Annotated in this window: 24 protein-coding genes; all 24 read right to left on the reverse strand. The window is 67.7% G+C overall.

The features are described from left to right. Window positions 1-55: 55 nt before the first annotated feature. The 24 genes from ACX9OT_RS19365 to rpoN all read right to left on the reverse strand — a co-directional run bounded on the left by ACX9OT_RS19365 (window position 56) and on the right by rpoN (window position 24,481). Window positions 56-799: an RNA polymerase sigma factor FliA gene (locus ACX9OT_RS19365; RefSeq protein ID WP_049401180.1), complete on the reverse strand. Its 744-nt coding sequence runs from the start codon at window positions 797-799 to the stop codon at window positions 56-58. Next, window positions 796-1,683: a MinD/ParA family ATP-binding protein gene (locus ACX9OT_RS19370; protein WP_049401182.1), complete on the reverse strand. Its 888-nt coding sequence runs from the start codon at window positions 1,681-1,683 to the stop codon at window positions 796-798. The genes ACX9OT_RS19365 and ACX9OT_RS19370 overlap by 4 nt, the downstream gene beginning before the upstream one ends. Then, window positions 1,670-3,292 (reverse strand): flagellar biosynthesis GTPase FlhF, encoded by a 1,623-nt coding sequence (flhF, locus tag ACX9OT_RS19375; RefSeq protein ID WP_049461532.1) that lies wholly within the window; start codon window positions 3,290-3,292, stop codon window positions 1,670-1,672. The genes ACX9OT_RS19370 and flhF overlap by 14 nt, the downstream gene beginning before the upstream one ends. A gap of 145 nt (window positions 3,293-3,437) precedes the next feature. Then, a complete protein-coding gene (gene flhA, locus ACX9OT_RS19380) occupies window positions 3,438-5,498 on the reverse strand; it encodes a flagellar biosynthesis protein FlhA (protein WP_201119332.1) in 2,061 nt (686 codons plus the stop codon). A gap of 44 nt (window positions 5,499-5,542) precedes the next feature. Then, window positions 5,543-6,673: a flagellar biosynthesis protein FlhB gene (gene flhB / locus ACX9OT_RS19385; protein ID WP_459003262.1), complete on the reverse strand. Its 1,131-nt coding sequence runs from the start codon at window positions 6,671-6,673 to the stop codon at window positions 5,543-5,545. 118 nt (window positions 6,674-6,791) lie between these two features. Beyond that, a complete protein-coding gene (locus ACX9OT_RS19390; RefSeq protein WP_459003264.1) occupies window positions 6,792-8,924 on the reverse strand; it encodes a putative bifunctional diguanylate cyclase/phosphodiesterase in 2,133 nt (710 codons plus the stop codon). 164 nt (window positions 8,925-9,088) lie between these two features. After that, on the reverse strand, window positions 9,089-9,880 hold the full coding sequence (gene fliR, locus ACX9OT_RS19395; RefSeq protein WP_459003266.1) for a flagellar biosynthetic protein FliR: 792 nt from the start codon (window positions 9,878-9,880) through the stop codon (window positions 9,089-9,091). Between the two features lie 13 nt (window positions 9,881-9,893). Beyond that, the gene (locus ACX9OT_RS19400; protein ID WP_012510965.1) at window positions 9,894-10,163 is read right to left on the reverse strand and encodes a flagellar biosynthetic protein FliQ; all 270 of its coding nucleotides are present in this window, start codon (window positions 10,161-10,163) and stop codon (window positions 9,894-9,896) included. A gap of 52 nt (window positions 10,164-10,215) precedes the next feature. Beyond that, on the reverse strand, window positions 10,216-10,995 hold the full coding sequence (gene fliP / locus ACX9OT_RS19405; RefSeq protein ID WP_049421888.1) for a flagellar type III secretion system pore protein FliP: 780 nt from the start codon (window positions 10,993-10,995) through the stop codon (window positions 10,216-10,218). A 1-nt stretch (window position 10,996) separates the two neighbouring features. Continuing rightward, on the reverse strand, window positions 10,997-11,416 hold the full coding sequence (gene fliO, locus ACX9OT_RS19410; protein WP_459003269.1) for a flagellar biosynthetic protein FliO: 420 nt from the start codon (window positions 11,414-11,416) through the stop codon (window positions 10,997-10,999). Continuing rightward, window positions 11,413-11,748 carry a flagellar motor switch protein FliN gene (gene fliN / locus ACX9OT_RS19415; protein WP_012510967.1) on the reverse strand — a complete coding sequence of 112 codons (336 nt, stop codon included), beginning with the start codon at window positions 11,746-11,748 and terminating at the stop codon, window positions 11,413-11,415. Before fliN ends, fliO begins: the two co-directional genes overlap by 4 nt. Then, window positions 11,745-12,749: a flagellar motor switch protein FliM gene (fliM, locus tag ACX9OT_RS19420; RefSeq protein WP_032129211.1), complete on the reverse strand. Its 1,005-nt coding sequence runs from the start codon at window positions 12,747-12,749 to the stop codon at window positions 11,745-11,747. Before fliM ends, fliN begins: the two co-directional genes overlap by 4 nt. A 10-nt stretch (window positions 12,750-12,759) precedes the next feature. Beyond that, window positions 12,760-13,275 carry a flagellar basal body-associated FliL family protein gene (locus tag ACX9OT_RS19425; RefSeq protein WP_049421892.1) on the reverse strand — a complete coding sequence of 172 codons (516 nt, stop codon included), beginning with the start codon at window positions 13,273-13,275 and terminating at the stop codon, window positions 12,760-12,762. A gap of 192 nt (window positions 13,276-13,467) precedes the next feature. Continuing rightward, window positions 13,468-14,604 carry a flagellar hook-length control protein FliK gene (locus ACX9OT_RS19430; RefSeq protein ID WP_459003272.1) on the reverse strand — a complete coding sequence of 379 codons (1,137 nt, stop codon included), beginning with the start codon at window positions 14,602-14,604 and terminating at the stop codon, window positions 13,468-13,470. Further along, window positions 14,604-15,071, reverse strand: coding sequence for a flagellar export protein FliJ (gene fliJ, locus ACX9OT_RS19435; protein WP_005416437.1), 468 nt, complete (start codon window positions 15,069-15,071; stop codon window positions 14,604-14,606). Before fliJ ends, ACX9OT_RS19430 begins: the two co-directional genes overlap by 1 nt. A 3-nt stretch (window positions 15,072-15,074) precedes the next feature. Next, window positions 15,075-16,460, reverse strand: coding sequence for a FliI/YscN family ATPase (locus tag ACX9OT_RS19440; protein WP_459003274.1), 1,386 nt, complete (start codon window positions 16,458-16,460; stop codon window positions 15,075-15,077). Further along, complete coding sequence (locus ACX9OT_RS19445) at window positions 16,457-17,098, reverse strand: FliH/SctL family protein (RefSeq protein ID WP_459003276.1); 642 nt, start codon at window positions 17,096-17,098, stop codon at window positions 16,457-16,459. Before ACX9OT_RS19445 ends, ACX9OT_RS19440 begins: the two co-directional genes overlap by 4 nt. Continuing rightward, window positions 17,095-18,081 (reverse strand): flagellar motor switch protein FliG, encoded by a 987-nt coding sequence (gene fliG, locus ACX9OT_RS19450; RefSeq protein WP_024958226.1) that lies wholly within the window; start codon window positions 18,079-18,081, stop codon window positions 17,095-17,097. Before fliG ends, ACX9OT_RS19445 begins: the two co-directional genes overlap by 4 nt. A 7-nt stretch (window positions 18,082-18,088) precedes the next feature. Then, a complete protein-coding gene (gene fliF, locus ACX9OT_RS19455) occupies window positions 18,089-19,735 on the reverse strand; it encodes a flagellar basal-body MS-ring/collar protein FliF (protein WP_149909299.1) in 1,647 nt (548 codons plus the stop codon). A gap of 12 nt (window positions 19,736-19,747) precedes the next feature. Then, a complete protein-coding gene (gene fliE / locus ACX9OT_RS19460; RefSeq protein WP_005409552.1) occupies window positions 19,748-20,113 on the reverse strand; it encodes a flagellar hook-basal body complex protein FliE in 366 nt (121 codons plus the stop codon). A 462-nt stretch (window positions 20,114-20,575) separates the two neighbouring features. Continuing rightward, window positions 20,576-20,992, reverse strand: coding sequence for a hypothetical protein (locus ACX9OT_RS19465; RefSeq protein ID WP_459003279.1), 417 nt, complete (start codon window positions 20,990-20,992; stop codon window positions 20,576-20,578). A gap of 185 nt (window positions 20,993-21,177) precedes the next feature. Then, window positions 21,178-22,683 carry a sigma-54 dependent transcriptional regulator gene (locus ACX9OT_RS19470; RefSeq protein ID WP_132810057.1) on the reverse strand — a complete coding sequence of 502 codons (1,506 nt, stop codon included), beginning with the start codon at window positions 22,681-22,683 and terminating at the stop codon, window positions 21,178-21,180. Further along, the gene (locus tag ACX9OT_RS19475; protein WP_010485922.1) at window positions 22,680-23,057 is read right to left on the reverse strand and encodes a response regulator; all 378 of its coding nucleotides are present in this window, start codon (window positions 23,055-23,057) and stop codon (window positions 22,680-22,682) included. Before ACX9OT_RS19475 ends, ACX9OT_RS19470 begins: the two co-directional genes overlap by 4 nt. 14 nt (window positions 23,058-23,071) lie before the next feature. Further along, window positions 23,072-24,481 (reverse strand): RNA polymerase factor sigma-54, encoded by a 1,410-nt coding sequence (gene rpoN / locus ACX9OT_RS19480; protein ID WP_189719491.1) that lies wholly within the window; start codon window positions 24,479-24,481, stop codon window positions 23,072-23,074. Between the last annotated feature and the right edge of the window lie 107 nt (window positions 24,482-24,588).

A 24,588-nucleotide genomic window follows, 5' to 3' on the forward strand; every position in this document is an offset into this window, starting at 1 on the left:
CAGAATTCCTTTGTTGTTCATTCCGGACGACCGGGGGCAGCCGCCTCGGGGATGTTCATTCTTCGAGGCCTGCGTCGGCAGCCTCGAACAGCTTCAGCCGGCCACGCAGGCGCAGTACCGCCTGGCCGTGGATCTGGCAGACCCGCGACTCGCTCACGCCGAGCACCGCGCCGATCTCCTTCAGGTTCAGTTCCTGCTCGTAGTACAGCGAGAGCACCAGTTGTTCGCGCTCGGGCAGGTGGCCGATGGCCTTGCCCAGCTCGCGACCGAACTCGCCGCGCTCCAGTACCTGCTGCGGGGTCGGCCCGCCCTGGGCGACGGTGTCCAGCTCGCCCTGGTCCTCGATGCGCGATTCCAGGCTCAGCACCTGGCCACGTGCAGCGTCTTCCATCAGCCGCAGGTACTCGGGCAGCGGCATCTCCATCGCGGCGGCCACTTCAGTGGCGCTGGCGGCACGGCCACTGCTCTGTTCCAGGCGGCGGATGGTGGCGGCGGCATCACGTGCACGCCGGTGCACCGAGCGCGGGACCCAGTCACCACGGCGGATCTCGTCGATCATCGAACCACGGATGCGGATCGAGGCGTAGGTCTCAAAAGAAGCACCCTGGTCGGCGTCATAGCTGCGCGAGGCTTCGATCAGGCCCATCATGCCGGCCTGGATCAGGTCGTCGACCTCGACGCTGGCCGGCAGGCGCGCGGCCAGGTGGTGGGCGATGCGCCGCACCAGGTCCGAATGCTGGGCGATGACTTCGTTCGCCGCCGAGCGCTGCACTTCCCTGTACTGGGCTGCGCCTTTCATGCCGTCACCCCACGCTGCTTGAGGATGCGTTCGAGGAAGAACTCGACGCCGCCACGCGGTTCGGTCGGCGCCTGCCAGCGCGCGGTACGGCGCGCGATCTCGGTGATCGCCAGCGCCGCCGGGCTGGACGGATAGGCCTTCACCACCGGCTGCTGGCGCTGCACCGACAGGCGCAGCCAATCGTCCTGCGGCACGCAGCCCAGGTAGTTCAGCGAGACATCGGCAAGGAACTTCTCGCAGACGCGGGTCAGCTTCTCGTACAGCACGCGGCCCTCGTTGGGGTCGCGCACCATGTTGGCCACCACCTGGATGCGGTCCACGCCACGCTCGCGCGACAGCACCTTGATCAGTGCGTAGGCGTCGGTGATCGAGGCCGGCTCGTCACAGACCACCACCACGGTGTCCTGTGCGGCCTGGCAGAAGGTCAGCACGCCATCGGTGATGCCCGCGGCAGTGTCCACCACCATGATGTCCAGCTCGCGCTCCAGTTCGGAGAACACGTTGACCAGGCCAACGTGCTCGGCCGGGGCCAGCTCGGCCATGTGGCGGCGGCCGGATGCGGCCGGGACCACCAGCACGCCGTTCGGGCCTTCGACGATGACGTCATCCAGCGTGCAGCGGCCGGCGACCAGGTCGGCCAGCGTAAAGGTGGGGTTCAGGCCCAGGATCACGTCGATGTTGGCCAGGCCGAGGTCGGCGTCCAGCAGCAGCGTGCGCTTGCCCATGCCAGCCAGCGCCACGGCCAGGTTGGCCGACACATTCGTCTTGCCCACGCCGCCCTTGCCGCCAGTGACCGCAATGGTGCGCACAGGGCCGAGCGGCTCGCTGCGGGTGGCCGACAGCGGGAAGGTCTTGGTCAGCTTGGCGTACTCACGCGACGGCATGGTTCAACTCCGGGTTGCAGGGCATATCGGCCGCGCGGCGCAAATCTTCAAGGCGAAGTACAAGATTGGCTGCACTGGCCCGGTGCAGGTCCTCCGGGACGTCCTGGCCATCGGTCACCCAGGTGATCGGCAGGGCATGATCCACGGCCACCGACAGGGCGTTGCCGAAGCGGCCGGTCTCGTCCAGCTTGCTCAGTACCAGACCCTGCAGGTTGGCGGCGCCGAAGCGGCGGACCACCTCGTCCATGTCGCCGAAGCTGGTGTTGGCCGGCAGCACCAGCAGGGTGCGGACCTGGCGCGCGGCACGCAGCCACTGCAGCTGGGCGGCCAGTGCGCGGTCGCGCGGGCCCAGGCCGGCGGTGTCGATCAGCACCAGCTTGTAGTCCTTCAAGCGTTCCAGCAGCTGGTCCAGGTCGGTGCCGCTGTTGGCCTCATGCACCGCGATGCCGAGCTGGCGGCCGTAGCCGTACAGCTGCTCGCGGGCACCGATGCGGGTGGTGTCGGTGGTGACCAGGGCCACGTCACGCGGCGCGTGCTTCTCGGCGAAGCGCGAGGCCAGCTTGGCGATGGTGGTGGTCTTGCCAGCGCCGGTCGGGCCGACCAGGGCGATCACGCCGCCTTCTTCCAGCGGGTCGACCGGGGCGATCGGCAGCTTGCGCGAGATCAGCCCCAGCATCAGGCCACGGCCACGGTGGGCTTCGGTCTCCAGCGGGATCTGCATGGCCACGTCGCGGGCGAGGCCGGCATCGAAGCCATACTCGTCCATCAGGTCCAGCGCGGTGGCGCGCACCGGGCAGCCGCGCAGGCGCTCGTCGGTGAAGCGGTTCATCTCGCGCTCGATCACATGGCGCATGCCGGCCACTTCCTGGCGCAGCTGGCGGATCTCGGCGTCGTCCTGGGCCACCAGGGTCAGTGCCGGGGCTGGGGCCAGCACGGGGGCAGCGCCGGTTTCGTCGCTGGCTTCGACCGGTGCCGGTTCGCTGGCGACGATCCCGGGTTGCGCTTCGGTCACGGCAGCGGTCGGCAGCGGCGGCGGCTGCACGGCCGACGCCGCGCTTTCGTGATGCGTCTCGTGCGGCGGGTCGATCTGGAAGCGGGCGCGGTTGGCCGGTGCGGCGGTGCTGGGCGCCGGTGCGACGATGGCTTCGGCGAACGGAGCGAAGATCTGATCCGGCAGCGCCGGTTCGTTGACGGCGGCGCGTGCCAGGGTGGCGGCGAAGCCGGTGCTGCCGCGGGTCGGCACGATCTCGTCGGCGCTGTCCAAGGTGCGGCCGGTGGCGCCGACCGCAGCGCGGGCGAGGGCAGCCACGGCCGAGGTGGTTGCGGCGACCGGTTCCGGTGCCGGGGTATTGCTTCGGCGGCGGGTGACCGCGGCGATCACCGCGTCGGCGGCGGTGCGCGGCTTCGGCGCCGGTGGCGGAGCGATGTCACGACGCGAGGCTTCCAGTGCACGCTGCACGGCGCTCTCATCGTAGTTGGCGGCGGCGACGATCTCGATGCCTTCCTCGATCCGGCGGTTGGACAGGATCACGGCGTCAGGACCATGTTCCTTGCGCACCAGGTTCATGGCCGAGCGCATGTCGGCGGCGACGAATCGTTTGATTTTCATGCTGTGGTCACGGGACGAAGACGGCGGGGTGGCGGTCGGAGAACTCGGGTGGTCGGTGGTCTGCACGGTGCGGGTTCCCCTTGGTATCGGTCTGTTGCGTTGGTTCGAAAGTGGTGTCTGTTTTCTGGCGCATCGGAGGGCGGCGTCAGCTGATCGTTCCGACCAGCTTCAGGCGCTTGTCCTCCGGCACCTCGCTGTAGGCCAGGACCGACAGCGACGGAACGCTGTGGCGGACCAGGCGGGCCAGCGCGGCACGGACCGGGCCAGGTACCAGCACGACCGCGGGCTCGTTGCGGGCTTCCTGCTTGCTGACACATTCGGCCAGGCTCTGGTGCAGTCGCTCAGCGAGTCCGGGTTCCAGCGCGGCGCCGTTGCCCTGCGTGGACTCCTGCAAGACACGTTCCAATTGTGGGTTGAGCGTGAACACCGGCAGCTCCGCCGACATTCCGGCGATCTCCTGCACGATGAAACGACCCAGCGCGGTGCGCACCGCGGCGGTCAGTACGGCCGGGTCCTGGCTGTTCGGAGCGTGTTCGACCAGCGCTTCGGCGATCTTGCGCAGCTGGCGGATCGGAATGCGTTCGATCAGCAGGTTCTGCAACACGCGCACCACCGCCGACAGCGGCAGCGCCTTCGGCGTCAGATCTTCGACGAGCTTGGGCGCGCTCTTGGCCAGGTTGGCCAGCAGGTGCTGCACTTCCTCGTGGCCGAGCAGCTCGGGTGCGTGCTCGCGGATCAGGTGCGACAGATGAGTGGCGACCACGGTGGCTGGATCGACCACGGTATAGCCCAGCGTTTCAGCCTGAGCACGCTGGTGCGGTTGGATCCAGGTGGCATCCAGGCCGAACGCGGGGTCCTTGCCGGCGATGCCTTCCAGCGCGCCGAGGGCGCTGCCCGGGTCCAGCGCCAGTTCGCGGTCGGGGTGGATCTCGGCGGTGGCCACCGGTACGCCGTGCACCAGCACGCGGTAGCCGTTGGCCGGCAGTTCCAGGTTGTCGCGGATGTGCACCGACGGGATCAGGAAACCGACGTCCTGGGTCAACTTGCGCCGCACACCCTTGATGCGTGCCATCAGTTCGCCGCCCTGGTTGCTGTCCACCAGCGGAATCAGCCGATAGCCGACCTCCAGGCCCAGCGGATCGACCGGGCGCAGTTCGTCCCAGCTCAGTTCGGCAGTCGGAGCCGGCGCGGCCGGGCGGCCGAGTGCGTTGAGCGCGGCAGCGTCATTGCCTGCGGCTGCCGGATCGGTGGCCGCGGCCTTGCCCTTGCGGTAGACCTTCCAGGCGATGAAGCCGAGGATCGCGGACAGCGTCAGGAAAGCGACGTTGGGCATGCCCGGCACCAGGCCGACCACGCCAATGATGCCGGCGGTGATCGCCAGCGCGCGGTACTGGCCGAACACCTGGCCGGTCATGGCCTGGGCCATGTCCTGCGAACGCGAGGCGCGGGTGACCAGCATGGCCACGGCGCTGGAGACCAGCAGCGCCGGCAGCTGCGCCACCAGGCCATCACCAATCGACAGCAGGGTGTAGGTGGCAGCGGCATCGCCGAACGGCATGCCATGCTGCAGCACGCCTACGGCCAGGCCGCCGAGCATGTTGATGAACAGGATCAGGATGCCGGCAATGGCATCACCACGGATGAACTTGCTGGCACCGTCCATCGCGCCGTAGAAATCGGCTTCCTCGCGGACTTCCTCGCGGCGCAGCTTGGCTTCTTCACGCGTCAGCAAACCGGCATTGAGGTCGGCGTCGATCGCCATCTGCTTGCCGGGCATGGCGTCGAGGATGAAGCGCGCGGTCACTTCCGAGACGCGGCCGGCGCCCTTGGTGATGACCACGAAGTTGATGATGGTCAGGATCGCGAACACCACGATGCCGACCGCGTAGTTGCCGCCGATCACGAACTCGCCGAAGGCGGCAATGACCTTGCCCGCGGCGTCATGGCCGTTCTGGCCGTTCAGCAGGATGACGCGGGTGGAGGCGACGTTCAGCGCCAGCCGCAGCATGGTGGTGATCAGCAGCACGATCGGGAAGATCGTGAAGTCCAGCGGGCGCTTCACGTAGACCACCGCCAGCAGCACCATCAGCGAGATGGCGATGTTGAAGGTGAACAGGGCATCGAGCACCGGTGCGGCCAGCGGCACCACGACCATGGCCAGCAGGGCCAGCACGATCAGCGGTGCGCCAAGGCCCTGGCGGATCATTTCCAGCGCGCGGCGGGTGTTGAAACCGGTGGAGGGCTGGGCGCTCACGGGCGGCCTCCCTTGCCGAATTCATCCACCTGGATGTGCGGGGCGTCCGGCATCGGGCCAGTGCGCCAGGCGCGCAGCTGGTAGACGTAGGACAGGACCTGGGCGACGGCCGAATACAGTCTCACGGGGATTTCCTTTCCAAGTTGGCCTTCCCGATACAAGGCGCGTGCCAAAGGCGGGGCGGAGATGATCGCCACCTTGTTGCCGTCGGCCACTTCACGGATGCGCAGGGCGGTCTCATCCACACCCAGGGCGACCACTTTGGGGGCGTTCATGGCGCCGCCCTCGTACTTAAGGGCGACCGCGTAGTGGGTGGGGTTGACCACCACCACGTCGGCAGTGGGCACCGCCTCCATCATCCGGCGGTTGGCCATCTGCTGCTGCAGCTGGCGGATGCGGCCCTTGACCTCGGGGCTGCCCTCGCTTTCCTTCATTTCCCGGCGCAGCTCTTCACGCGTCATCTTCAGCTTGCGCATCCAGTTCCAGCGCTGGTAGGGCGCATCGATGGCCGCCAGCACCAGCATCGCGCCGGCGGTGGCCAGCAGCAGGCGCAGGGTGAAGCCGAGGCCGTCGGTGATGGCGGTCTCCAGCGGGTGGTGGATCAGCCCGCGCAGGGTGTCGAAGCCGGTCCACACCACCAGCCCGGCGGCAACGCCGACAAAAGCCACGCGCAACAACGACTTGGTGAACTCGGCGATGGCTTCCGGGCCATACAGGCGCTTGAGCCCGCTCATCGGGTTCATGCGGTTGAAGTCGGGCATCATCGCCTTCTGCGACCAGCGCAGGCCGCCCATCACCAGCGGGGCGACGAAGCTGGCCAGCAGGCAGACCAGCACCAGCGGCGCGATCACCAGCATGAACTGCAGCAGCAGGTCGCCGAAGTGGCCGAACAGTTCCTTCGGGTTCTGCCGCAGGCTCTGCTCTGGGCTGAGTGCATGCTTCATCCAGGCGCTTGCACCACGGCCGATCGAGCCGCTCATGGCCATCACCGCCAGTACGCCGGCGCCGAACACGGCGGCCGTGCCGAGCTCGCGCGAGCTCGGCAGGTTGCCCTGTTCACGGGCGTCGCGCAGGCGTTTTTCGGTAGGTTGTTCGGTCTTTTCGCCGGCGGATTCGTTCTCGGACATCACGGGCACTGCGGCAGGGGATGCCGGGGTGCGTGCAAGAAGTGTGCCGTGATGGGTTCATGTGCCAACCAAGGTTGGCATCTACCAGAGCAGGTGCAGGTGGGAGCGCAGCCTGGATTTACCCCGGCGGGTGCTGCGTCGGCGGGTTCTGCGCCAGTTCCACCCGAGGCCGGGGCAGGTCATGCAGCTGCATGAAGCGCGCCGCATCCACCGGGCGGCCGAGCAGGTAGCCCTGCAGGTAATCGCAGCCCAGCCGCTCCAGGTAGGCGCGCTGCGCGGCGGTTTCCACGCCTTCGGCCACGATGTCCATGTCCAGCGCGTGGCCCAGCGCCACGATCGCCGAGACGATCACCACGTCCTCGGCGCTGTGCTCCAGGTCGCGTACGAAGGCGTGGTCGATCTTGATTTCGGTGGCCGGCAACCGCTTCAGGTACAGCAGGCTGGAATAGCCGGTGCCGAAGTCATCGATGGAGATGCCCACGCCCAGTGCCGACAACGCCTGCAGCAGGCGCAGGCTGGTATCGGTATCGCGCATCACCGTGCTTTCGGTGATCTCCAGCACCAGGTGGCGTGGAGCAATGTCGTAGCGTTCGATCACTTCACGCACATCCTGCAGCAGGTGCGGCGAGCTGAACTGCACCGGCGACAGGTTCACCGACATCGACCAGCCCTCGTGGCCGGCATCGTGCCAGCGCCGCAGCTGCTGGCAGGCTTGGTCCAGCGCCCAGCGCCCGATCTCATTGATCGCACCGCTGCGTTCGGCCAGCCGGATGAAGCGGTCCGGCGGGATCAGGCCATGCTCCGGATGGCGCCAGCGGATCAGCGCTTCGGCACCGGCCACCTTCTGCGTGGCTACCTGGATCTTCGGCTGGTAGTGCAGGAACAGCTGCTCGCTGCCGATGGCCCGGCGCAGGTCGGCCAGCAGCCGGAACTGTTGTTCGGCGCTGTCATTCATCCAGTCGGCGAACAGCACGAAGGCGTTGCGTCCGGATTCCTTGGCCTGGTACATCGCTGCATCGGCAAAGGCCATCAGCTGCCGCTCGCTGGCAGCGTGATCCGGACAGATCGCCACGCCGATGCTGGCGGTCACCTGCAGTTCGTTGTCGGCCAGCAACGGCCCGCTGCCGACCGCCTGCAGGATGCGCCGGGCCAGAGTCGGCAGGTCCTCGTCGTGCTCGATGCGCACCACCAGCACGAATTCGTCACCGCCCAGACGGGCCAGCATGTCGTTGGGCCGAAGCAGCTGGCGCGTGCGTTCGGCCACCGCAACCAACAGTGCATCGCCGGCCTGGTGGCCGTAGGCATCGTTGACCTGCTTGAAGCCATCCAGGTCCATGAACATCACCGCGAAGCGGCTGCCGCCCTGTTCGGCCTCGGCCAGCGCCTGCACGATGCGACGCTGCAGCAGCAGGCGGTTGGGCAGGCGGGTAAGCGGGTCGTGCAGTGCGGCCTGGGTCAGTTCCTGCTGTGCGTCGGTCAGTGAGGTACTCAACAGGGAATTGCGCAGGCGCAGCAGCTGCGCCTCCACCCGCTGGTCCAGCCAGGAGACCACCAGCACCACGGCCAGGATGGCGACGGTCAGCACCACCACCAGCATGGCCAGCCATTCGCTCTGCAGCCCATCGCCGACGGCTGCGCCGCAGATGCTGCCTTCCGGAAAGCGTGCGGCGGCCATGCCGGTGTAGTGCATGCCGACGATGGCCAGCCCGAGCAGGCCGGCAGCCGCGAGCCGGTCGCCGACACGGGTGCGCTGCGCGCGCAGGCGGAACGCCACGTACAGCGCCGTCCACGAGGCGGCCACCGCCACCATCAGCGAAAAAAGCAGCCAGCCCGGGTCGTAGTCGATGCCCGGCTGCATGCGCATTGCGGCCATGCCAACGTAATGCATGCCGGCAATGCCGGTGCCCATCAGCAGCGCGCCACCGGCCAACCGCGGGTGGGGCAGGGTACGCAGCGAAACCAGCCATAGCGCGAACACCGATGAGGCGATCGCCAATGCGAGGGAAAGCAGGGTGATGGGCAGGTCGTAGCCGAGCGGAATGGGCAGGTCGAAGGCGAGCATGCCGATGAAGTGCATCGACCAGATGCCCAGGCCCATGGCGAAGCCACCACCAAGGCGCCACCACCACGCCGCGCCCTTGCCGGGTGCAGTGACCGTGCGCCCGGCCATCGCCAGCGCGGTGTACGAAGCCATCACGGCCACCAGCAGCGAGATCGCCACCAGCCACGGGTTGTACGTGCCTACCAGCATTCGTCAGTCTCCCGGACCTGCCTGTCGACGGAAACCACGGTGGGGCATGCATGAGGCAGGCCGACGCATGGCGCCGGCCACGTGCGGCATCCCCCCGGTTGCCGCGTATTCACTCTAACGCGCAGACCCGGGGGAAGGGCAAGCAGTAAAACGTGATGATCCGGTCAGTGTGTGACCGTGTCCGCAGCCTGGAAGGTGGCATCGAACAGGCGCTGTACCGGCGGACCCATTTCCCCGGCCAGCAGCGCCAGCAGGAACAGGCCCAGCAGCAGCGACACTGGCAGGCCGAGCTGGATCGGGTTCAGCGCCGGCGCCGCACGGGCCAGGACGCCGAACGCCAGGTTCACCGCCAGCATTGCCACAGTCAGCGGGATCGCCAGGGTCAATGCGCCGCGCAGTACGGTCAGCAGGAAGGTTGGGGCGATGCTGAAGAAGGCGTGCGGGTCCGGCAGCGGGGCGCCGATCGGCAGCGCCCGGTAGCTGTCCACCACCAGCGAGATCAGCGCCAGGTGCCCGTTGGCGGTGAAGAACAGCAGGCCGAACAGCAGATAGAACCACTGCCCGATCACGCCGGAGGTGCCGCCACGCAGTGGGTCACTCATCTGCGCGAAGGCCAGGCCGGTGCCCTGGGCGATCAGTTCGCCGGCCATCGCGCCGGCCTCGAACACCAGCCGAAGCAGGAAGCCGATGGATACGCCGATGGCCAGTTCACGGGCGATGGTAAGGACCGTGGTGGCATCGAAACCGGTCCAGTCCGGTACCGGCGGCAGCAGCGGCGCCAGTGCGATGGCCAGGGTGCCAGCCAGCACCACGCGCACCCGCGCGGGAACGGCACGGGTACCGACCATCGGCATGGCCATGGCCACTGCGCCGATGCGCAGCATGGTCCACAGCACGGTGCCGATCATGCCGAAGGCCTGCAGGCCGTCGGCAGCCATCTGGGTGGCGGCGTCCATCGAAGCGCGTGTCCTAGCCGATCAGGTGTGGAATGCGCTGGAACAGCAGCGTGGTGAACTCCACCAGGTGGCCGATCAGCAGGCTGCCCAGCGCGAACAGCACCGCGGTCAGCGCCGCCGCCTTGGCAACGAAGGCGATGGTCGGCTCATTGAGCTGGGTCGCGGCCTGCACCACGCCCACCACCACACCGACCACCAGCACGGTGAGCAGCAGCGGGCCGGCCACCCACAACACGGTGATCAGGCCGCCACGCAGTTCGGTCAGGGCAAGTTCGGGAGTCATTCGGGTTCCATCTGGTTATGTAGCGTCGAGCCATGCTCGACTGCAGTTCAAATCACGCCGGATTGAAGCTCGCCGCCAAGGTACCGACGGTCAGCACCCAGCCATCCACCAGCACGAACAGCAGGATCTTGAACGGTGCCGACACCAGCATCGGCGACAGCATCATCATGCCCATCGACATCAGCACGCTGGCCACCACCAGGTCGATGATCACGAACGGGATGAAGATCAGGAAGCCGATTTCGAAGGCGGTCTTCAGCTCGCTGGTGACGAACGAGGCGACCAGAACCGGGAACGGGATCGCATCGGGGCTGGCGTAGGTGCCATGCCCGGCGATGCCGGCAAAGGTCATCAGGTCGGTCTCGCGGATCTGCGCCAGCATGAAGGCGCGCAGCGGCGTGGTGGTCAGCGTCCAGGCGGTCTGGAAGTCGATCTCGCCGTTGAGGTACGGCGCCATGCCGGTGCTCCAGGCCTTGTCCCAGGTCGGCAGCATGATCATTGCGGTAAGGAACAGTGCCAGGCCCAGCAGCACCTGGTTGGACGGCGTCTGCCCGGTGCCCAGTGCCTGGCGCAGCAGGCCCAGCACGATGATGATGCGGGTGAACGAGGTCAGCACCAGCAGCATCGACGGGATCAGGGTGATCGCGGTCATCAGCAGCAGGGTCTGCAGCGGCAGGCTGACCGGTGCACCGCCGATCTTGCCGACATTGATGTCCGGCAGCGGCGTGGTCGGGGCACCGGGGGCGGCGAAGGCCAGTGCCGGCAACAGGCACAGGGCGAGCATCAGCAGCCACGGCATCAGGGTGGCAAGACGAGTACGGGTGACACGCATGTCAGGGGTCCTTGCGCAGCCGCTGCTGCAGCAGCTGGGCGAAATTCGGCAGGTTCTTGAAGTCCGGCACGCGCACCGGCGCGGGCGGCGGCAGCGGTTCGGGCAGGGTGTGCAGGGTGTTGATGCCGCCAGCGGTGACGCCCAGCAGCAGCTGCTGGCCGTTGACCTCGACCACCACCACGCGCTCCTTGGCACCGACATTCAGGCTGGCCACCAGCTTCATGCCGTCGGCCGGGCGGAAGCCGCTGCCGGGCAGGCGCTTGAGCAGCCAGCCGAGGCCGATGACCAGCGCCAGCACTGCCAGCAGCGCCAGCACCGCGCCGAACAGGCTCGGTGCGGCGGCTGCGTGCTGGCCGATCTGCGGGCCGACCGGAGCGGCGGTCTTGCCGACCGCCAACAGGGTGGAGGCCAGCAGGCTCAACGCAGTCTCCGGATCCGCTCGCTCGGGCTGACCACGTCGGTCAGGCGAACGCCGAAGCGGTCGTTGATCACCACCACCTCGCCGTGGGCGATCAGGGTGCCGTTGACGAACACGTCCAGCGACTCGCCGGCACCGCGTTCCAGTTCCACCACCGAGCCCTGGTTGAGCTGCAGCAGATTGCGGATCGGCAGGCGGGCACGACCGACTTCCAGCGACAGGGTCACCGGCACGTCGAGGATCACGTCCAGGTTGAGGTCGGCGCCGGCCCCTTCTTCGGCCTGCAGGGTGCCGAACTGGGCCGGGGTCGGTTCGAGGGCGTCGATATCGTTCATTGCGGGTCTTCCTGGATGACGGGTGCGCGCGGGCGGGTGCCCGGCGGATGGGTAGCGGTGATCTTCACGGCGTTCATGCCGTTGGCGATGCCGAACTCGCCGGTGAACACCGGGATGTTCTCCACGCATAGCGGCACCTGCGGGCTGAGCTCGATCGGCAGGATGTCGCCGACCTTCAGCTGGGTCAGGTCACGCAGGGTCATGCGCTTGCTGGCCAGTACGCTGGACAGGGTCACCTCGGCGATGTTGAGCTGTTCGCGCAGGGTCTGGCCCCAGCTTTCGTCGCGATCATTGCGGTCGCTCTGGATGCCAGCGTCGAGCAGCTCGCGGATCGGTTCCAGCATCGAATACGGCAGGGTCACATGGATGTCGCCGCCACCGCCGTCGAGCTCGACGTGCAGCCGGCACACCACCACGTACTCGCGCGGCGTCACGATGTTGGCGAAGTGCGGGTTGATCTCCGAGTTGATGTATTCGAAGTCGACATCCATCACCGGTGCCCAGGCCTCGCGCAGGTCGGCGAAGGTCTGCTTCAGCAGCAGGTGGATCACCCGCATTTCGGTGGCGGTGAATTCGCGGCCTTCAATGCGGGTCGGGTAGCGCCCGTCGCCGCCAAAGAAGTTGTCGACGATGGCGAACACCAGGGTCGGTTCGAACACGATCAGGCCGGTACCGCGCAGCGGCTTGAAGCGGATCAGGTTCAGGTTGGTCGGCACATACAGCGAGTGCATGTAGTCGTTGAACTTGATCAGCTCGATGCCGCGCACCGACAGTTCGGCCGAACGGCGGATCAGGTTGAACAGGCCGATCCGCCACAGGCGCGCGAAGCGCTCGTGGACCATTTCCAGGGTCGGCATGCGACCGCGGATGATGCGGTCCTGGCTGGCGAAGTCGTACGAACGTGCTTCGCCTGACGGCGGTTCCGCATCGGTCTCGACCGCGCCACTGTCCACGCCGTGGAGCAGGGCATCGATCTCGTCCTGGGACAGCAGATCATTCATCGGTGGGCCCTTACTGGGTCACGAAGCTGGTGAACAGCAGATCGTCGGCGCCGTTGCTGCCGGTCTCGGCCTTGAGCACTTTCTGCACTTCGGCCAGCGAAGCGGCCTGCAGCTTCTGCTTGCCGGCGATGTCGGCGATCTGGTCGGGGCTGACCTGCGAGAACAGCATCAGCAGGCGTGCGCGAATGGCTGGCGCATGCGTCTTGATCGCTTCCAGTGCGGCCGGATCGCGGGTCATCAGCTGCACTTCCAGCTGCAGGTAGCGCGGGCCGTCGACCGGGCCGTTGAGATTGACCACGAAGGCCGGGTCCAGGGCGAAGTACTGCGCCGGTGCCGGAGTACTGGCCTTCTTCGGGGCCTGCGCGGTCTTCTCTTCGTGCTTGGACTGGGTGAAGAACCAGACGCCGCCACCGGCGGCAGCGGCGGCGAGCACGGCCACCAGTGCGGTGATCAGGATCGGACTGCGCGGCTTGGCGGCCTTGTCCTTCTCGGCGGTCTTCTTGGTTTTGTCAGCGGCTGCGGCCACGGGGTGAAGCTCCTGAGGGTTGCTTCACCGGGATATGCAAGGGGTGTGCCGGAGCCGGGGCAGAGGGGTGCGACGGAATTCCGTCGGGGTGCCGGTGGGGCCGTGCGGAGCAAGCTCCGCACCCACCAACGCGATACTGGTAGGTGCCAACCGTCCCGCTCTGGTGGGTGCCAACCTTGGTTGGCACGCTTGTCAGGCGTACGCGTCCAGCAACCCGCGCTGGCGGATCAACTGCGCGGACGACACGCTGGCCTCGCCCGGCGACGGTTCTCCGTCACCCGCGATGCCGCCGCCACTGGCCTGGCCTGACGCATTGCCGTCACCACCGGGCGCCTGATGACCAACATCAGCATGAGCCAGCTGGAAGCCCTGCTCGCCGAGGAGTTCGCGCAGGCGCGGCAGGCTGCTTTCCAGTGCCTGGCGCACATCCACGTGTGGGCTGCTGAAGCTGGCATGCACCTTGTCGCCGTTCAACTGCAGGCGCACATCGACCGGGCCCATGTCGTCCGGGCTCAACCGGATGTGGGCGTGGCCGATCTTCTGGTCGGCCAGCCAGCCCAGGCGCGCGCCGATGGCCTGGTCGAAACCATCGTCACCGAGCACCGGCTTCGGCGTCGGCTCGCCATTGAAGATGGCATTGCCGGTGGCCAGCGCGGCCTTCAGATCCTGCACGGCCGCATTGCTTGGCGCATGCAGCAGCGGCGCTGCGGCACGGTCGCCGATGAGGGGTGCGTCGCTGCCTTCGCCACGCTCGTTGCGCTTGCCGGGCAACACCAGTTCAGGCAACGGCAATGTGGCTGTCTGGTCGGTGCCGCTGCTGGTGGTGGACGATGTGGCAGCCGCCGCTGTGGATGGCAGGGCTGCGGCGGCCGGTAGTGCGGCGGGGGCGGGTAGTGCGTTGCCGTCTGCGTCGGTAGCCGTTGCAGCCATTGCTGGCAGAGCGGCGGCAGGATCGGCAGGCGCCGGTACCGCCAGCACCAGCCCAGCCAGGCCGAGTGGCGGCCACGGGGCTTCCTCGGTCGCGGCCGGGGTGTCCTTTTCGGCAACCGGCTTGGCCGGTGATGTGGGCACCGTGGCGGCGGTCTCTTCGGGGGCGGCAGCGCTGTCCGGCCTGCGCTCGGCGCCGGCCTGGCCAGTACTGTCCGATGCCGGTCCCTGCGTGGACGGCATGGGCGAGTTCGAGGGTTTCGAGGGTGCATCGGCACCCGGCGAGCCACCCTGCAGCAGTTGGCTGAACCCCTTGTTGCCATCACCGCGTGGCGCGCGGGGGGCGCTGCTGCCGGAATGCTGCGGCTGCGCGTTGGCGCTGCTGGCCAATGGTGCGGGCATCACGAGCGGCCTCCCTGCTCGGCGCCGTCCTGATCTTCGGCCTGTACCAGGCGGGCGCGACGCGCGCCAATGTCGTCCATCTCGCGCTGGTCGCGGCGGTCGGTCACCACTTTTTCCTGTGCGCGGTAGCTGGCGGCCAGCTGTTCCAGCACGGCCTTGTCACGGCTGGCCAGGATCAGGCGGGCGCGCTCGGCTTCCACCTTTTCGCGGTTGCCGTTGACCGTGGCCTGCTGCTGCTCCACCGCACTGTCGAGACGGTCGAGGAAGGCGCGCCGGTTCAGCAGCTGTGCCGGGCTGGTCGCTGCCATCTGCGCGTTCGCATATTCCTCGGCATAGCGGCGCAGTTCGTCCAGTCGCGATAGATGGGTATCGAGCACGCGCTGGCGTTCGGCCAGATCGCGGGCGACTGCGTCCTCGTGTTCCTGGGCCCGCTTGAGCAGGGGATCGATGCGCTTGGACTGGTTCATGGCTTAACTCTCTTGTTCCACCAGGCGCTGCAGTGCCGCCTGGCTGTGCGGGAGATCTGCGGCCTTGGCGACGTCCTGGCCGAGGAACTCCATGATTTCCGGCCAGCGTTCCAGGGCTTCGTCGGTGGCCGCGTCGTTGCCGCGCTGGTAGGCACCGATGGCGATCAGGTCGCGGTTGGCCGAATAGGCCGAGACCAGCCGCTTCAGCTTGCGGATGCGCAGGCGCCACGGTTCGTCGGCGATTTCCGTGACCACGCGGCTGACCGACGATTCAACGTCGATGGCCGGGTACAGGCCACTGTCGGCCACGCGCCGCGACAGCAGGATGTGGCCGTCGAGGATCGCGCGCGCTGCATCGGCGATTGGATCCTGCGGATCGTCGCCTTCGGTCAGCACCGTGTAGAACGCGGTGATCGAGCCACGGCCCTTGGCACCATTGCCGGCACGCTCGACCAGCGCCGGCAGCTTGGCGAACACCGACGGCGGATAGCCGCGGGTGGTCGGCGGTTCGCCCACCGACAGGCCGATCTCGCGCTGGGCCTGGGCGAAGCGGGTCAGCGAGTCCATCAGCAACAGCACGTTCAGGCCCTGGTCGCGGAACCATTCGGCGATGGCGGTAGCGCGATAGGCACCATGCAGGCGCGCCAGCGGCGGCCGGTCGGCGGGACTGGCCACCACCACGGCGCGGCGCAGGCCTTCCTCGCCCAGCGTGGTCTCGACGAAGTCGCGTACTTCGCGGCCACGTTCACCGATCAGGCCGACCACGATCACGTCGGCGGAGGTATAGCGGGTCATCATGCCCAGCAGCGTCGACTTGCCGACGCCGGAACCGGCGAACAGGCCGACACGCTGGCCGCGGCCGATCGGCAGCAGCGCGTTGATCGCGCGTACGCCCACGTCCAGCGGCTGGGTGATCGGCTCACGCGCCAGCGGATTGATCGACACGCCGGCCATGCCGACGTGGCCTTCGGCGCGGATCGGGCCCTTGCCATCCAGCGGCACGCCGTCGCTGTCGATGACGCGGCCAAGCAGGCCTTCGCCCACTTCCACGCCACCGCGGCGCGCCGATGGCACCACCCGCGCATTGGGCAACAGGCCATGCAGCTCTGCGCTGGGCATCAGGTAGGTGCGCTCGCCGGCGAAGCCGACCACTTCGGCATCGACCCAGCCACCATCAACCACTTCCACCTTGCAGCTGGCGCCGAGGGGCGCCTCGCAGCCGACGGCTTCCAGGGTGAGCCCGACCGCGCGGCGCAGCACGCCCTCGCGGATCAGGCCGCGGCCATGGGCGGTATCCACACGCAGGCCATCGAGGCGACGGGCCAGGCGCAGGTTGCGGGCAATGGCCCAGTCGGCCGGTGGCGGCGTCGGCTGCTGATCGGGGTTCATGCATTGGCTCCGGTCTGGCGGATCACCGCGTCCAGCGCGCCGCGCAGGCGGGCTTCCAGGGTGCCGTCGATGCGCACGGCTTCGGCGTGCACGCGAAGATCGCCGCGGCTGAGGCTCGTGTCTGGCACCAGGCGCTGTTGTGGCGGCAGGTTCAACAGCGGGGCGAGGGCGGCGATGTCGTCCGGGTGCAGTCGCACTTCCACTTCCCGGGTGCTGCCACCCACCGCGTCGATGGCCTCACCGACCAGCTGTGCCAGCAGTGCCGGGTCGGCTTCATAGGCGCGGCCGACCAGCGCACCGGCGATGCGTACCGCCAGCTCGCCCAGTGCGCCGACCACTTCGTTCTCCAGCCGCACCAGCGGTCGGCTGAAGTTGTCGAGGATGCCTTCGATCTGCGCGGCGAGGCGACGCACCTCCGCCTGGCCCTGGCCGTAGCCTTCGGTATGGCCGTGCTGGAAGCCTTCCTTCTCTGCGCTGTCCTGGATGGCCTGGATTTCCTCCAGGGTCGGCAGTTGCAGCGGCGGCTCCGGCTCGTGTTCCGGGTCCGGCTCGGTGAGTTCGAACGCATCCACCTGATCCAGCACCGGTTCGGGCTGGGCCAGAAGGTCCGGGGCAAGCCAGCGCACGACGTTGCTCACAGCATGGCCTCCGCGCTGCCACCGATGGTGACCGTGCCTTCATCGGCCATGCGCTTGACGATGGCCAGGATCTCGCGCTGCGCGCCTTCCACGTCGGACAGGCGCACCGGGCCACGGGCTTCCATGTCTTCCAGCAGGATTTCCGCCGCGCGCTGCGACATGTTGCGGGTGATCTTGTCGCGCACCTTGATGTCGGCACCGCGCAGGGCCAGGCCCAGGCGCTCGCCGCTCACTTCGCGCAGCACCAGCTGCATTTCGCGGTCGTCGAGGTCGACCAGGTCGTCGAACACGAACATCAGGTCCTGGATGCGGTTGCTCAACGGCGCATCGATGCGGGCGATCTCGCCCAGAATCGCCTGGTCCTGGCCGCTGTCCATGAAGTTCAGGATGTTGGCCGCGCACTGCACGCCGCCGATGTTGGACGATTTCAGGTTCTGGTTGCCGGCGAACTGGCGCTCCATGATCTCGTTGAGTTCATTGAGTGCGTTAGGCGGAATGCCGTCGAGGGTGGCGATGCGCAGCAGCACGTCCACGCGGGTACGGTCCGGCAGCAGTTTCAGCGCGTCGGCGGCCTGGTCGGTTTCCAGGTGCGCCATCACGATGGCGATGATCTGCGGGTGCTCGTTGCGCACCAGGTCGGCCACCGCGCGCGGGTCCATCCACTTCAGCGCGTCCAGGCCGGTGGTGTTGCGGCCGAGCAGGATGCGGTCGATCAGGTTCCCGGCCTTCTCGCTGCCCAGTGCCTGCACCAGCATGTTGCGGATGTAATCGTCCGAGCCCACGCCCAGCGAGGTCTTCGAGCCCAGCTCCTGGCCGAACTGGTCCATCACCCGTTCCACCTGTTCGCGGGTGATGTCGGTCATGGTGGCCATGGCGATGCCGATTTTCTGCACTTCCTTGGGTTCCATGTGACGCAGCACTTCGGCCGCATCCAGCTCACCCAGCGAAAGCAGCAGTACGGCGGCGCGCTGCACGCCAGTCAGTGCGGCCTCAGTCATTGGCCACCCAGCCCTTGACCACCTGGGCCACGCGCTTGGAGTCGGTCTTCACGGCTTCACGCGCCATCCGCAGTCGTTCCTCATATGAATCCACCGGCAGGGCCAATGCATCCGGCCCGCCCAGGCTGGCCCGGTCGGCGCCCAGTGCCGGCAGCGGCATGCCATCGTCATCGACCAGCTGCACGTCCGCGGTATGCGGCTCCAGTGCCTGTTCGTCGTTCTTCCTGTTCTGGCCGGTGATCGCGCGCAGTGCAGGGCGCAGCACGCCGAACAGCAATGCCAGCACCACCACGGCACCCAGCAGCATGCGGCCGGCGTCGTGCACCCACGGCAGCTCCCACCATGCCGGGCCTTCGACCGGCGTGGTGTCACGCACGAACGGGGCGTTCATCACCGACACGGTGTCGCCACGCTCAGCGTTGAAGCCGACGGCCTGCTTGACCAGCGCTTCGACGCGGGTCAGTTCGGCGGCCGACAGCGGCTGCGGGCTCATCTTGCCGTTGGCGCCGGCGCGCGGCACGTTGTCCACCAGCACCGCCACCGAGACGCGCTTGATGCGGCCTGCCGGCTGGCGGGTGTGCTGCAGGGTGCGGTCCAGCTCGTAGTTGCGGGTGGCGTTCTTGCTGCTTTCGGTCGGGGTCTGCGCGGTGGCCGGTGCAGCCTGCTGGCCCGGCGGGCTGTTGCTGGTCGCGCCCGGCACGCCCTGCGGCCCCGGGGTGCTGGTGGTGTTCTCGCTCATCTGCTCGCTGCGCAGCTTCTGCGGTTCACCGTTGTAGAGCTCACGGGCTTCCTCGGTCACCGAGAAGTCCATGTCCACGCTCACTTCCGGATTGACGCGGCCAGGACCGGTCATCGGCTCCAGCAGCTCGCGGATGCGCTGGTTGAACGAGGTTTCCTGGCGGCGGACCTGCTCGAACTGGGCCGCATTGACCGCCGCTTCGCTGTTCGGGTCGGTGATGCTGAGCATGCGCCCGCTCTGGTCGACCACCGTCACCCGTTCCGGAGCGAGGTCCGGAATGCTGGCCGCGACCATGTGCACGATGGCGTCCACCTGGCTGCGTTCCAGCTGCTGGCCGCCACGCAGTTCCAGGGTGACCGAGGCGCTGGCCACGTCACGCTGCCGGGTGAAGGCGCTGGGCTTGGGAATGGCCAGGTGCACGCGCGAATCGCGCACCGGGCGCAGCGTGTTGATGGTGCGCGACAGCTCGGTTTCCAACGCATGCTGGTAGCGCGCGCTTTCCACGAACTGGCTGACGCCGAAGCCCGGGTCGCGTTCCATCAACTCGAAGCCGAGCTTGCCGCTGTCGGTCAGGCCGGAGCCGGCCAGCTTCAGGCGGGCGTCGTGCAGGTTCTTTTCCGGCACGGTGATGCCACCGGTGGCCGGGTCGAGCGCGAACGGGATCTGCGCGGCGCGCAGCAGGTCGGTCGCTTCAGCGGTGGCCTTCTGGTCCAGGCCGGTGTACAGCGGGACCATGCCGGGCTTCTGCGACCAGAAGAACACGAACAGCCCGGCCGCCACGGCCACGGCGATCATCGCCATCAGTCCGAGCCGACGGGTGATCTGCAGGCTTTGCAGCCGATCGAACCACTGGCCCGCCTTTTCGGCGTTCAGGGATTCCTTGGAGAGCGACAGGGCCATGCGGTTCTATCCTTACAGCGGCATGTTCATCACGTCCTGGTAGGCCTGGACGAGACGGTTGCGGACTTCCACGGTGGCGCGGAAGGCGATCTGGGACTGCTGCGAGGCGACCATGACCTTGGCGAGGTCGGCGCTGGGGTCGCCCATTTCGAAGGCTTTTGCCAGGGCGCCGGATTTCTGTTGCGCGTCGTTGACGCCGGCAATCGCACCACGCAGGGTTTCGGTGAAGCTGGCCGGCTGGGCCTGCGGTGCATCCAGCACCGTGCCCGGCAGGGCGTTGCTGCGCGGCGTTTCGCCCAGCGGGTTGAGCGCCGGCTGTCCCATCTGGGTCTGATAGGAGCGGATCTGCGAAAGGATCGACGTGACGGAGTGGGACATCTGCAACGGTTCCAGAAACAGGGGATGGGGTTGTCTGCTGGAGCAGGTGCAAGTGCCGTGCCGAAACCGGTTTTCGATTCAGTGAAGTGAGGAGGTTGGATGTGCGTGCGGGGTTGCACCCCGCTGCCCGCGGTAGTGCCGGCCGCTGGCCGGCAACCTCAGCGGCAACGGCCGAAGCAACAGCAAAAGCGGGGCTACTGATGGTTGGCGGGGTGGGTCCGGTTACGGGGGGCGCTGCAAGTACGTCCATGTAAGCTCGGTCGCCGCATCCATGCGGCTCACGCCCCCGCAACCGGACCCACCCCGCCTTCGACAGTTTCCCGCGATCTGTCGGAATTGCATGGGCTGCTCTTGGTGGGTGTCGACCTCGGATCCCGCTGCTGCGCAACGGGCTCTGACCCCATGGTCATGTGTGGACGAGGTGTCGGCGAGGCGCCATTTAACCGGCGTCGGTTTTCTGGCCTATGGCTGCAGGGTCCAGCGGCCGGAATTCTGGCGCTGGCGGGGTGCGATGGGGCCGTCGTGCTGGGTGTAGATGAAACGGCCCTGGTGGTCGGTCTGGCAGGTCAGCAGCAGGGTGTAGTGGGTAGGGCCGGCCGGGTGGGCTTCGGTCATCTGGATTTCCGCGATATGCGGGGCCAGGCGCTGGTAGCGGTAGCTGCCGCCGATGCGGAGGTCGGTGCCTAGGATGTCCAGCACGTACTGGTTGCCGGCAAAGCTGACCTGCACCATGCGTCCGGCATTGGGGTTGTCCGGTGCGCACAGCGGGTCGCTGAGGTTGGTGAACTGGCGCTGGTCCAGCGTGGTGGGCAGGGTGCAGTCGGCGGCGCTGGCCAGGGGCGGGCAGAGCAAGGCGGCGAGCAGGGTGAGGCGATGCATGGTGGGACCTCGTTGGGATGTCCTTGCCATGCTCCGCACTGCGGCGGTGATGTCTTTAGGAAAACGTGCAAATGCAATGGGGTCAGATCTCTTTCCGCAGGAAAGGGATCTGACCCCTGGTACTGGAAACACCAACGCCTGGGCTAGCCCAGGCGTTCGTGCCCCCTTCATACGGGTTGCGAGCTTCAGCCGGCCAGTTCAGCCTGCTCACGTTCGATGCCGTACTTGCGCAGCTTTTCCACCAGGGTGGTGCGGCGCAGGCCGAGCAGCTGGGCGGCGTGGGCGACGACGCCCTGGGTGCGTTCCAGTGCTTCGTTGATCAGGCCCAGTTCGATGTTGGCCATGTGGTTGCGCAGGTCCATGCCTTCATCGGGCAGCGCCGCCGGTGCTGCGGCGCGATTGACGGCAATGCCGTGCTCCAGTGCCGGTTGGCTGCCGCCGCCCGGGGTGTGGAACGAGAAGCTGCGCAGGTCCAGGCGTTCTTCGCTGGCCGTCGGCTGTACCGGTGCCGGTGCGGCCACCGCTGCCAGTGCAGCGTCGCCACGGTAGCGGGCCGGCAGGTCCTGCACGCGCACCGATCCGCCCGGATGCAGCACCGCCAGGCGCTCGACCAGGTTGGTCAGTTCGCGCACGTTGCCGGGCCACTCGTAGCCGGCCAGTGCCTGCAGGGCTTCCGGGGTGAAGCGCACTTCGCCACGGCCGGTGCGGGCCAGCTGTGCGGCGATGGTTTCCACCAGCGCCGGCAGGTCTTCGCGACGCTCGCGCAGGGCGGGCACGTCGATCGGGAACACGTTGAGGCGATAGAACAGATCCTCGCGGAACTTGCCTTCGGCAATACGGGTTTCCAGGTCGCGGTGGGTCGCGGCCACAACGCGTACGTTGCAGCGGATGGTCTGGTTGCCACCGACGCGCTCGAAGCTGCGCTCCTGCAGCACACGCAGCAGCTTCACCTGCATCGGCAGGCTCATGTCGCCGATTTCGTCCAGCAGCAGGGTACCGCCTTCGGCCATTTCGAAACGACCCTTGCGCGCGGTCAGTGCGCCAGTGAAGGCACCCTTCTCGTGGCCGAACAGTTCGCTTTCCAGCAGGTCGGCCGGAATGGCGCCGCAGTTGATCGCCACGAACGGGCCATCACGGCGCGGCGAGCGCTGGTGGATCGCGCGCGACACCACTTCCTTGCCGGTACCGGATTCGCCCAGCACCAGCACGGTGGTGTCGAATGCGGCCACCTGTTCGATCATGGTGCGAAGCTCGGTAACCGCCGGGCCGTTGCCGGTCGGGCCCTGGTCCTGCGCGGCGCCGGCCTGGTGCTCGGCATCCAGGCGCTTGAGGCTGGCGCGGCGCAGCAGGGCTTCCATCTGCGCATGGCGCAGCGGCGTTTCCAGCGGCCAGATGTTGGCTTCGTGCAGGCCGTGCTGATGGGCAAAGGCTGCGGCATCACCGTCGGCCAGCAGTACCGGCGGCGGCAGGCTGCTGCCGCCCAGCCAGTTGTACAGCGCGGTGCTGGCAGCGGTGTCGTCCAGGCTGCCGACGATCACGGCCATCCAGTCGTTCTGGCGCTGACGGCCCAGGTCGAAGTCGGCCGCGTCGGAAACCCAGCGCGGGTTGAAATCCATGAATTCCAGCAGGGCAACGGTGCGCTCTGCGCGCACGGCGTCGTTGTCCAGCACCAGGATGCGCGATTCGCTCACGATCGATCCTCCCTGAGGCCTTCCAGGATCGGCATGACTTCCTGGATGTAGGACAGCTTGCTGACAAAATTGTCGGCGCCGGCACGCAGCGCGTGTTCGCGGTGCTCGGCGTCGTCGAAGTGGCTGGCGATCACGATGTACGGTGCATCGTCCTGCGACTTGATCAGGCGGGTGGCCTGCAGGCCGCCCATTTCCGGCATCGCCAGGTCCATCAGCACCACCTGCGGGCGCAGCGTTTCCGAGCGCTCGATCGCTTCCAGGCCGTTGCCGGCGCTGCCGACGATCTGCAGCCAATCGATCTTGCGGAAATGGCGCATCGCCGCGTTGATGAAGCCCTCGTGGTCATCGACCAGCAGGACCGTGAGCTTGTTCATGTCCAACATCCTTTTCAGCCCACCCGGGCCAGCTGCGGTTGCCTGGCGCCAAGCCGGCGCCGTTCACGGGCCGGGGCGATGTCCAGTTGTTCTCGGTATTTTGCGACGGTTCGGCGGGCAATGTTCACCCCCTGGCGCGACAGCAGGCCGGCGATGGCCTCGTCAGCCAGCGGCCGGCCCGCCGGTTCGGCGTCGATCAGGCGGCGGACCATGGCCTTCACGGCCTGGCCGGAGACGCTGGCGCCTTCCAGGCGCACGGCGAAGAAGTGCTTCAGTTCGAAGGTGCCGCGCGGGGTCTGCAGGAACTTGCCGGTGGTGATGCGCGAGACGGTGGACTCGTGCATGCCGATTTCCTCGGCCACTTCCTTCAGGGTCAGCGGCGCCATGGCCTCCTCGCCACGCACCAGGAACGCGGCCTGGCGCTCGACGATCACCCGCGCGGTGCGCAGCAGGGTGTCGTAGCGCATCGACAGGCCGCGGCTGAACCAGCGCGCTTCCTGCAGCATTTCGCGCAGTGCCGGTGCGGCCTCGCTGGTCTCGGCCAGGGCCTGTTCGTACTGGCTGTTAATCGAGACGCGGCGGCTGGTCGCCGGATTCAGCGCCACCTTCCACTGGTCGTCGGCGTGCCAGGCGACCACGTCCGGCACCACCACGGCATTGCGTTCGGGCAGCAGGCTGTCACCCGGGCGCGGCTGCAGCGAGAGGATCAGGCGCACCGCCTCGCGCACGTCGTCGATCTCGGCGTCGTGCAGGCGAGCGAGGGCGGGGTAGTCGTGCGCGGCCAGCGCGTCGAGCGCGCCATCGAGAATGCGTGCCGCCAGGTGGCGGGCGGGGACTACGCCGTGCAGGCTGCGCAGCTGTGCCTGCAGGCCTTCGCGCAGGTCCTGAGCGGCCATGCCGGCCGGCTCGCCATGCAGCAGCTGCTGACGGATGGCTTCCACGCCGTCGGCGGCGATGTCGAACTGGGCGCTGGCCAGCAGCTGCAGCTGGTCCAGCGGTGCCTGCAGGTAGCCTGCCTCATCGCAATGGTCCAGCCAGAAGGCGGCCACGGCCAGCTCGCGGTCATCCATGTCCAGCGACAGGCGCTGCAGCACGCGCAGCTGCGGGTCGCTCGATTCGCCGGCGGCGATGCGCGCCATGCGGTCGTCGTCGCCGTCCTGCCAGCTGGCGCCGGCCACGTCCCACATCGACGACTCGGGCAGCTCGTCGAACGCAGCGGTTTCCAGCGTGGTGGCGCCGGCCTCGGTGGCTTCGGCGGTGGGTGCTTCAGCCTCTTCGATCTCCAGCAGCGGGTTGGAGTCCAGCAGGCGCTGGATTTCCTGTTCCAGGTGCAGGCCATCAAGCTGCAGCAGCCGGATCGACTGCAGCAACTGCGGGGTGAGGTGAAGTTGTTGGCCCAGTTGGGTCGAGAGTGCAGCCTTCATCGTGGTTCCCCGGCACCGCTCCCCGGCGCCTTGTGGAACGCATCTTGCTTTTGATCCGGCGGGGGCGGAATCAGGGGGTTCCTGAGGGGCTTCGTGAATGTCCTGAC

This window comes from Stenotrophomonas genospecies 3 (assembly GCF_054473855.1).

Coding starts and splice junctions, on each gene's coding strand:
- fliJ (WP_005416437.1), bottom strand. CDS start 15,071: ATGAACCAGTCCAAGCGCATCGATCCCCTGCTCAAGCGGGCCCAGGAA.
- ACX9OT_RS19365 (WP_049401180.1), bottom strand. CDS start 799: ATGAAAGGCGCAGCCCAGTACAGGGAAGTGCAGCGCTCGGCGGCGAAC.
- fliM (WP_032129211.1), bottom strand. CDS start 12,749: ATGAATGATCTGCTGTCCCAGGACGAGATCGATGCCCTGCTCCACGGC.
- flhA (WP_201119332.1), bottom strand. CDS start 5,498: ATGATCCGCCAGGGCCTTGGCGCACCGCTGATCGTGCTGGCCCTGCTG.
- ACX9OT_RS19390 (WP_459003264.1), bottom strand. CDS start 8,924: ATGCTGGTAGGCACGTACAACCCGTGGCTGGTGGCGATCTCGCTGCTG.
- fliN (WP_012510967.1), bottom strand. CDS start 11,748: ATGAACGATATCGACGCCCTCGAACCGACCCCGGCCCAGTTCGGCACC.
- ACX9OT_RS19475 (WP_010485922.1), bottom strand. CDS start 23,057: ATGAACAAGCTCACGGTCCTGCTGGTCGATGACCACGAGGGCTTCATC.
- ACX9OT_RS19430 (WP_459003272.1), bottom strand. CDS start 14,604: ATGCCCGCACCATTGGCCAGCAGCGCCAACGCGCAGCCGCAGCATTCC.
- fliR (WP_459003266.1), bottom strand. CDS start 9,880: ATGGACGCCGCCACCCAGATGGCTGCCGACGGCCTGCAGGCCTTCGGC.
- flhB (WP_459003262.1), bottom strand. CDS start 6,673: ATGTCCGAGAACGAATCCGCCGGCGAAAAGACCGAACAACCTACCGAA.
- fliP (WP_049421888.1), bottom strand. CDS start 10,995: ATGCGTGTCACCCGTACTCGTCTTGCCACCCTGATGCCGTGGCTGCTG.
- ACX9OT_RS19400 (WP_012510965.1), bottom strand. CDS start 10,163: ATGACTCCCGAACTTGCCCTGACCGAACTGCGTGGCGGCCTGATCACC.
- flhF (WP_049461532.1), bottom strand. CDS start 3,292: ATGAAAATCAAACGATTCGTCGCCGCCGACATGCGCTCGGCCATGAAC.
- ACX9OT_RS19465 (WP_459003279.1), bottom strand. CDS start 20,992: ATGCATCGCCTCACCCTGCTCGCCGCCTTGCTCTGCCCGCCCCTGGCC.
- ACX9OT_RS19440 (WP_459003274.1), bottom strand. CDS start 16,460: ATGAACCCCGATCAGCAGCCGACGCCGCCACCGGCCGACTGGGCCATT.
- ACX9OT_RS19370 (WP_049401182.1), bottom strand. CDS start 1,683: ATGCCGTCGCGTGAGTACGCCAAGCTGACCAAGACCTTCCCGCTGTCG.
- fliF (WP_149909299.1), bottom strand. CDS start 19,735: ATGGCCCTGTCGCTCTCCAAGGAATCCCTGAACGCCGAAAAGGCGGGC.
- fliE (WP_005409552.1), bottom strand. CDS start 20,113: ATGTCCCACTCCGTCACGTCGATCCTTTCGCAGATCCGCTCCTATCAG.
- rpoN (WP_189719491.1), bottom strand. CDS start 24,481: ATGAAGGCTGCACTCTCGACCCAACTGGGCCAACAACTTCACCTCACC.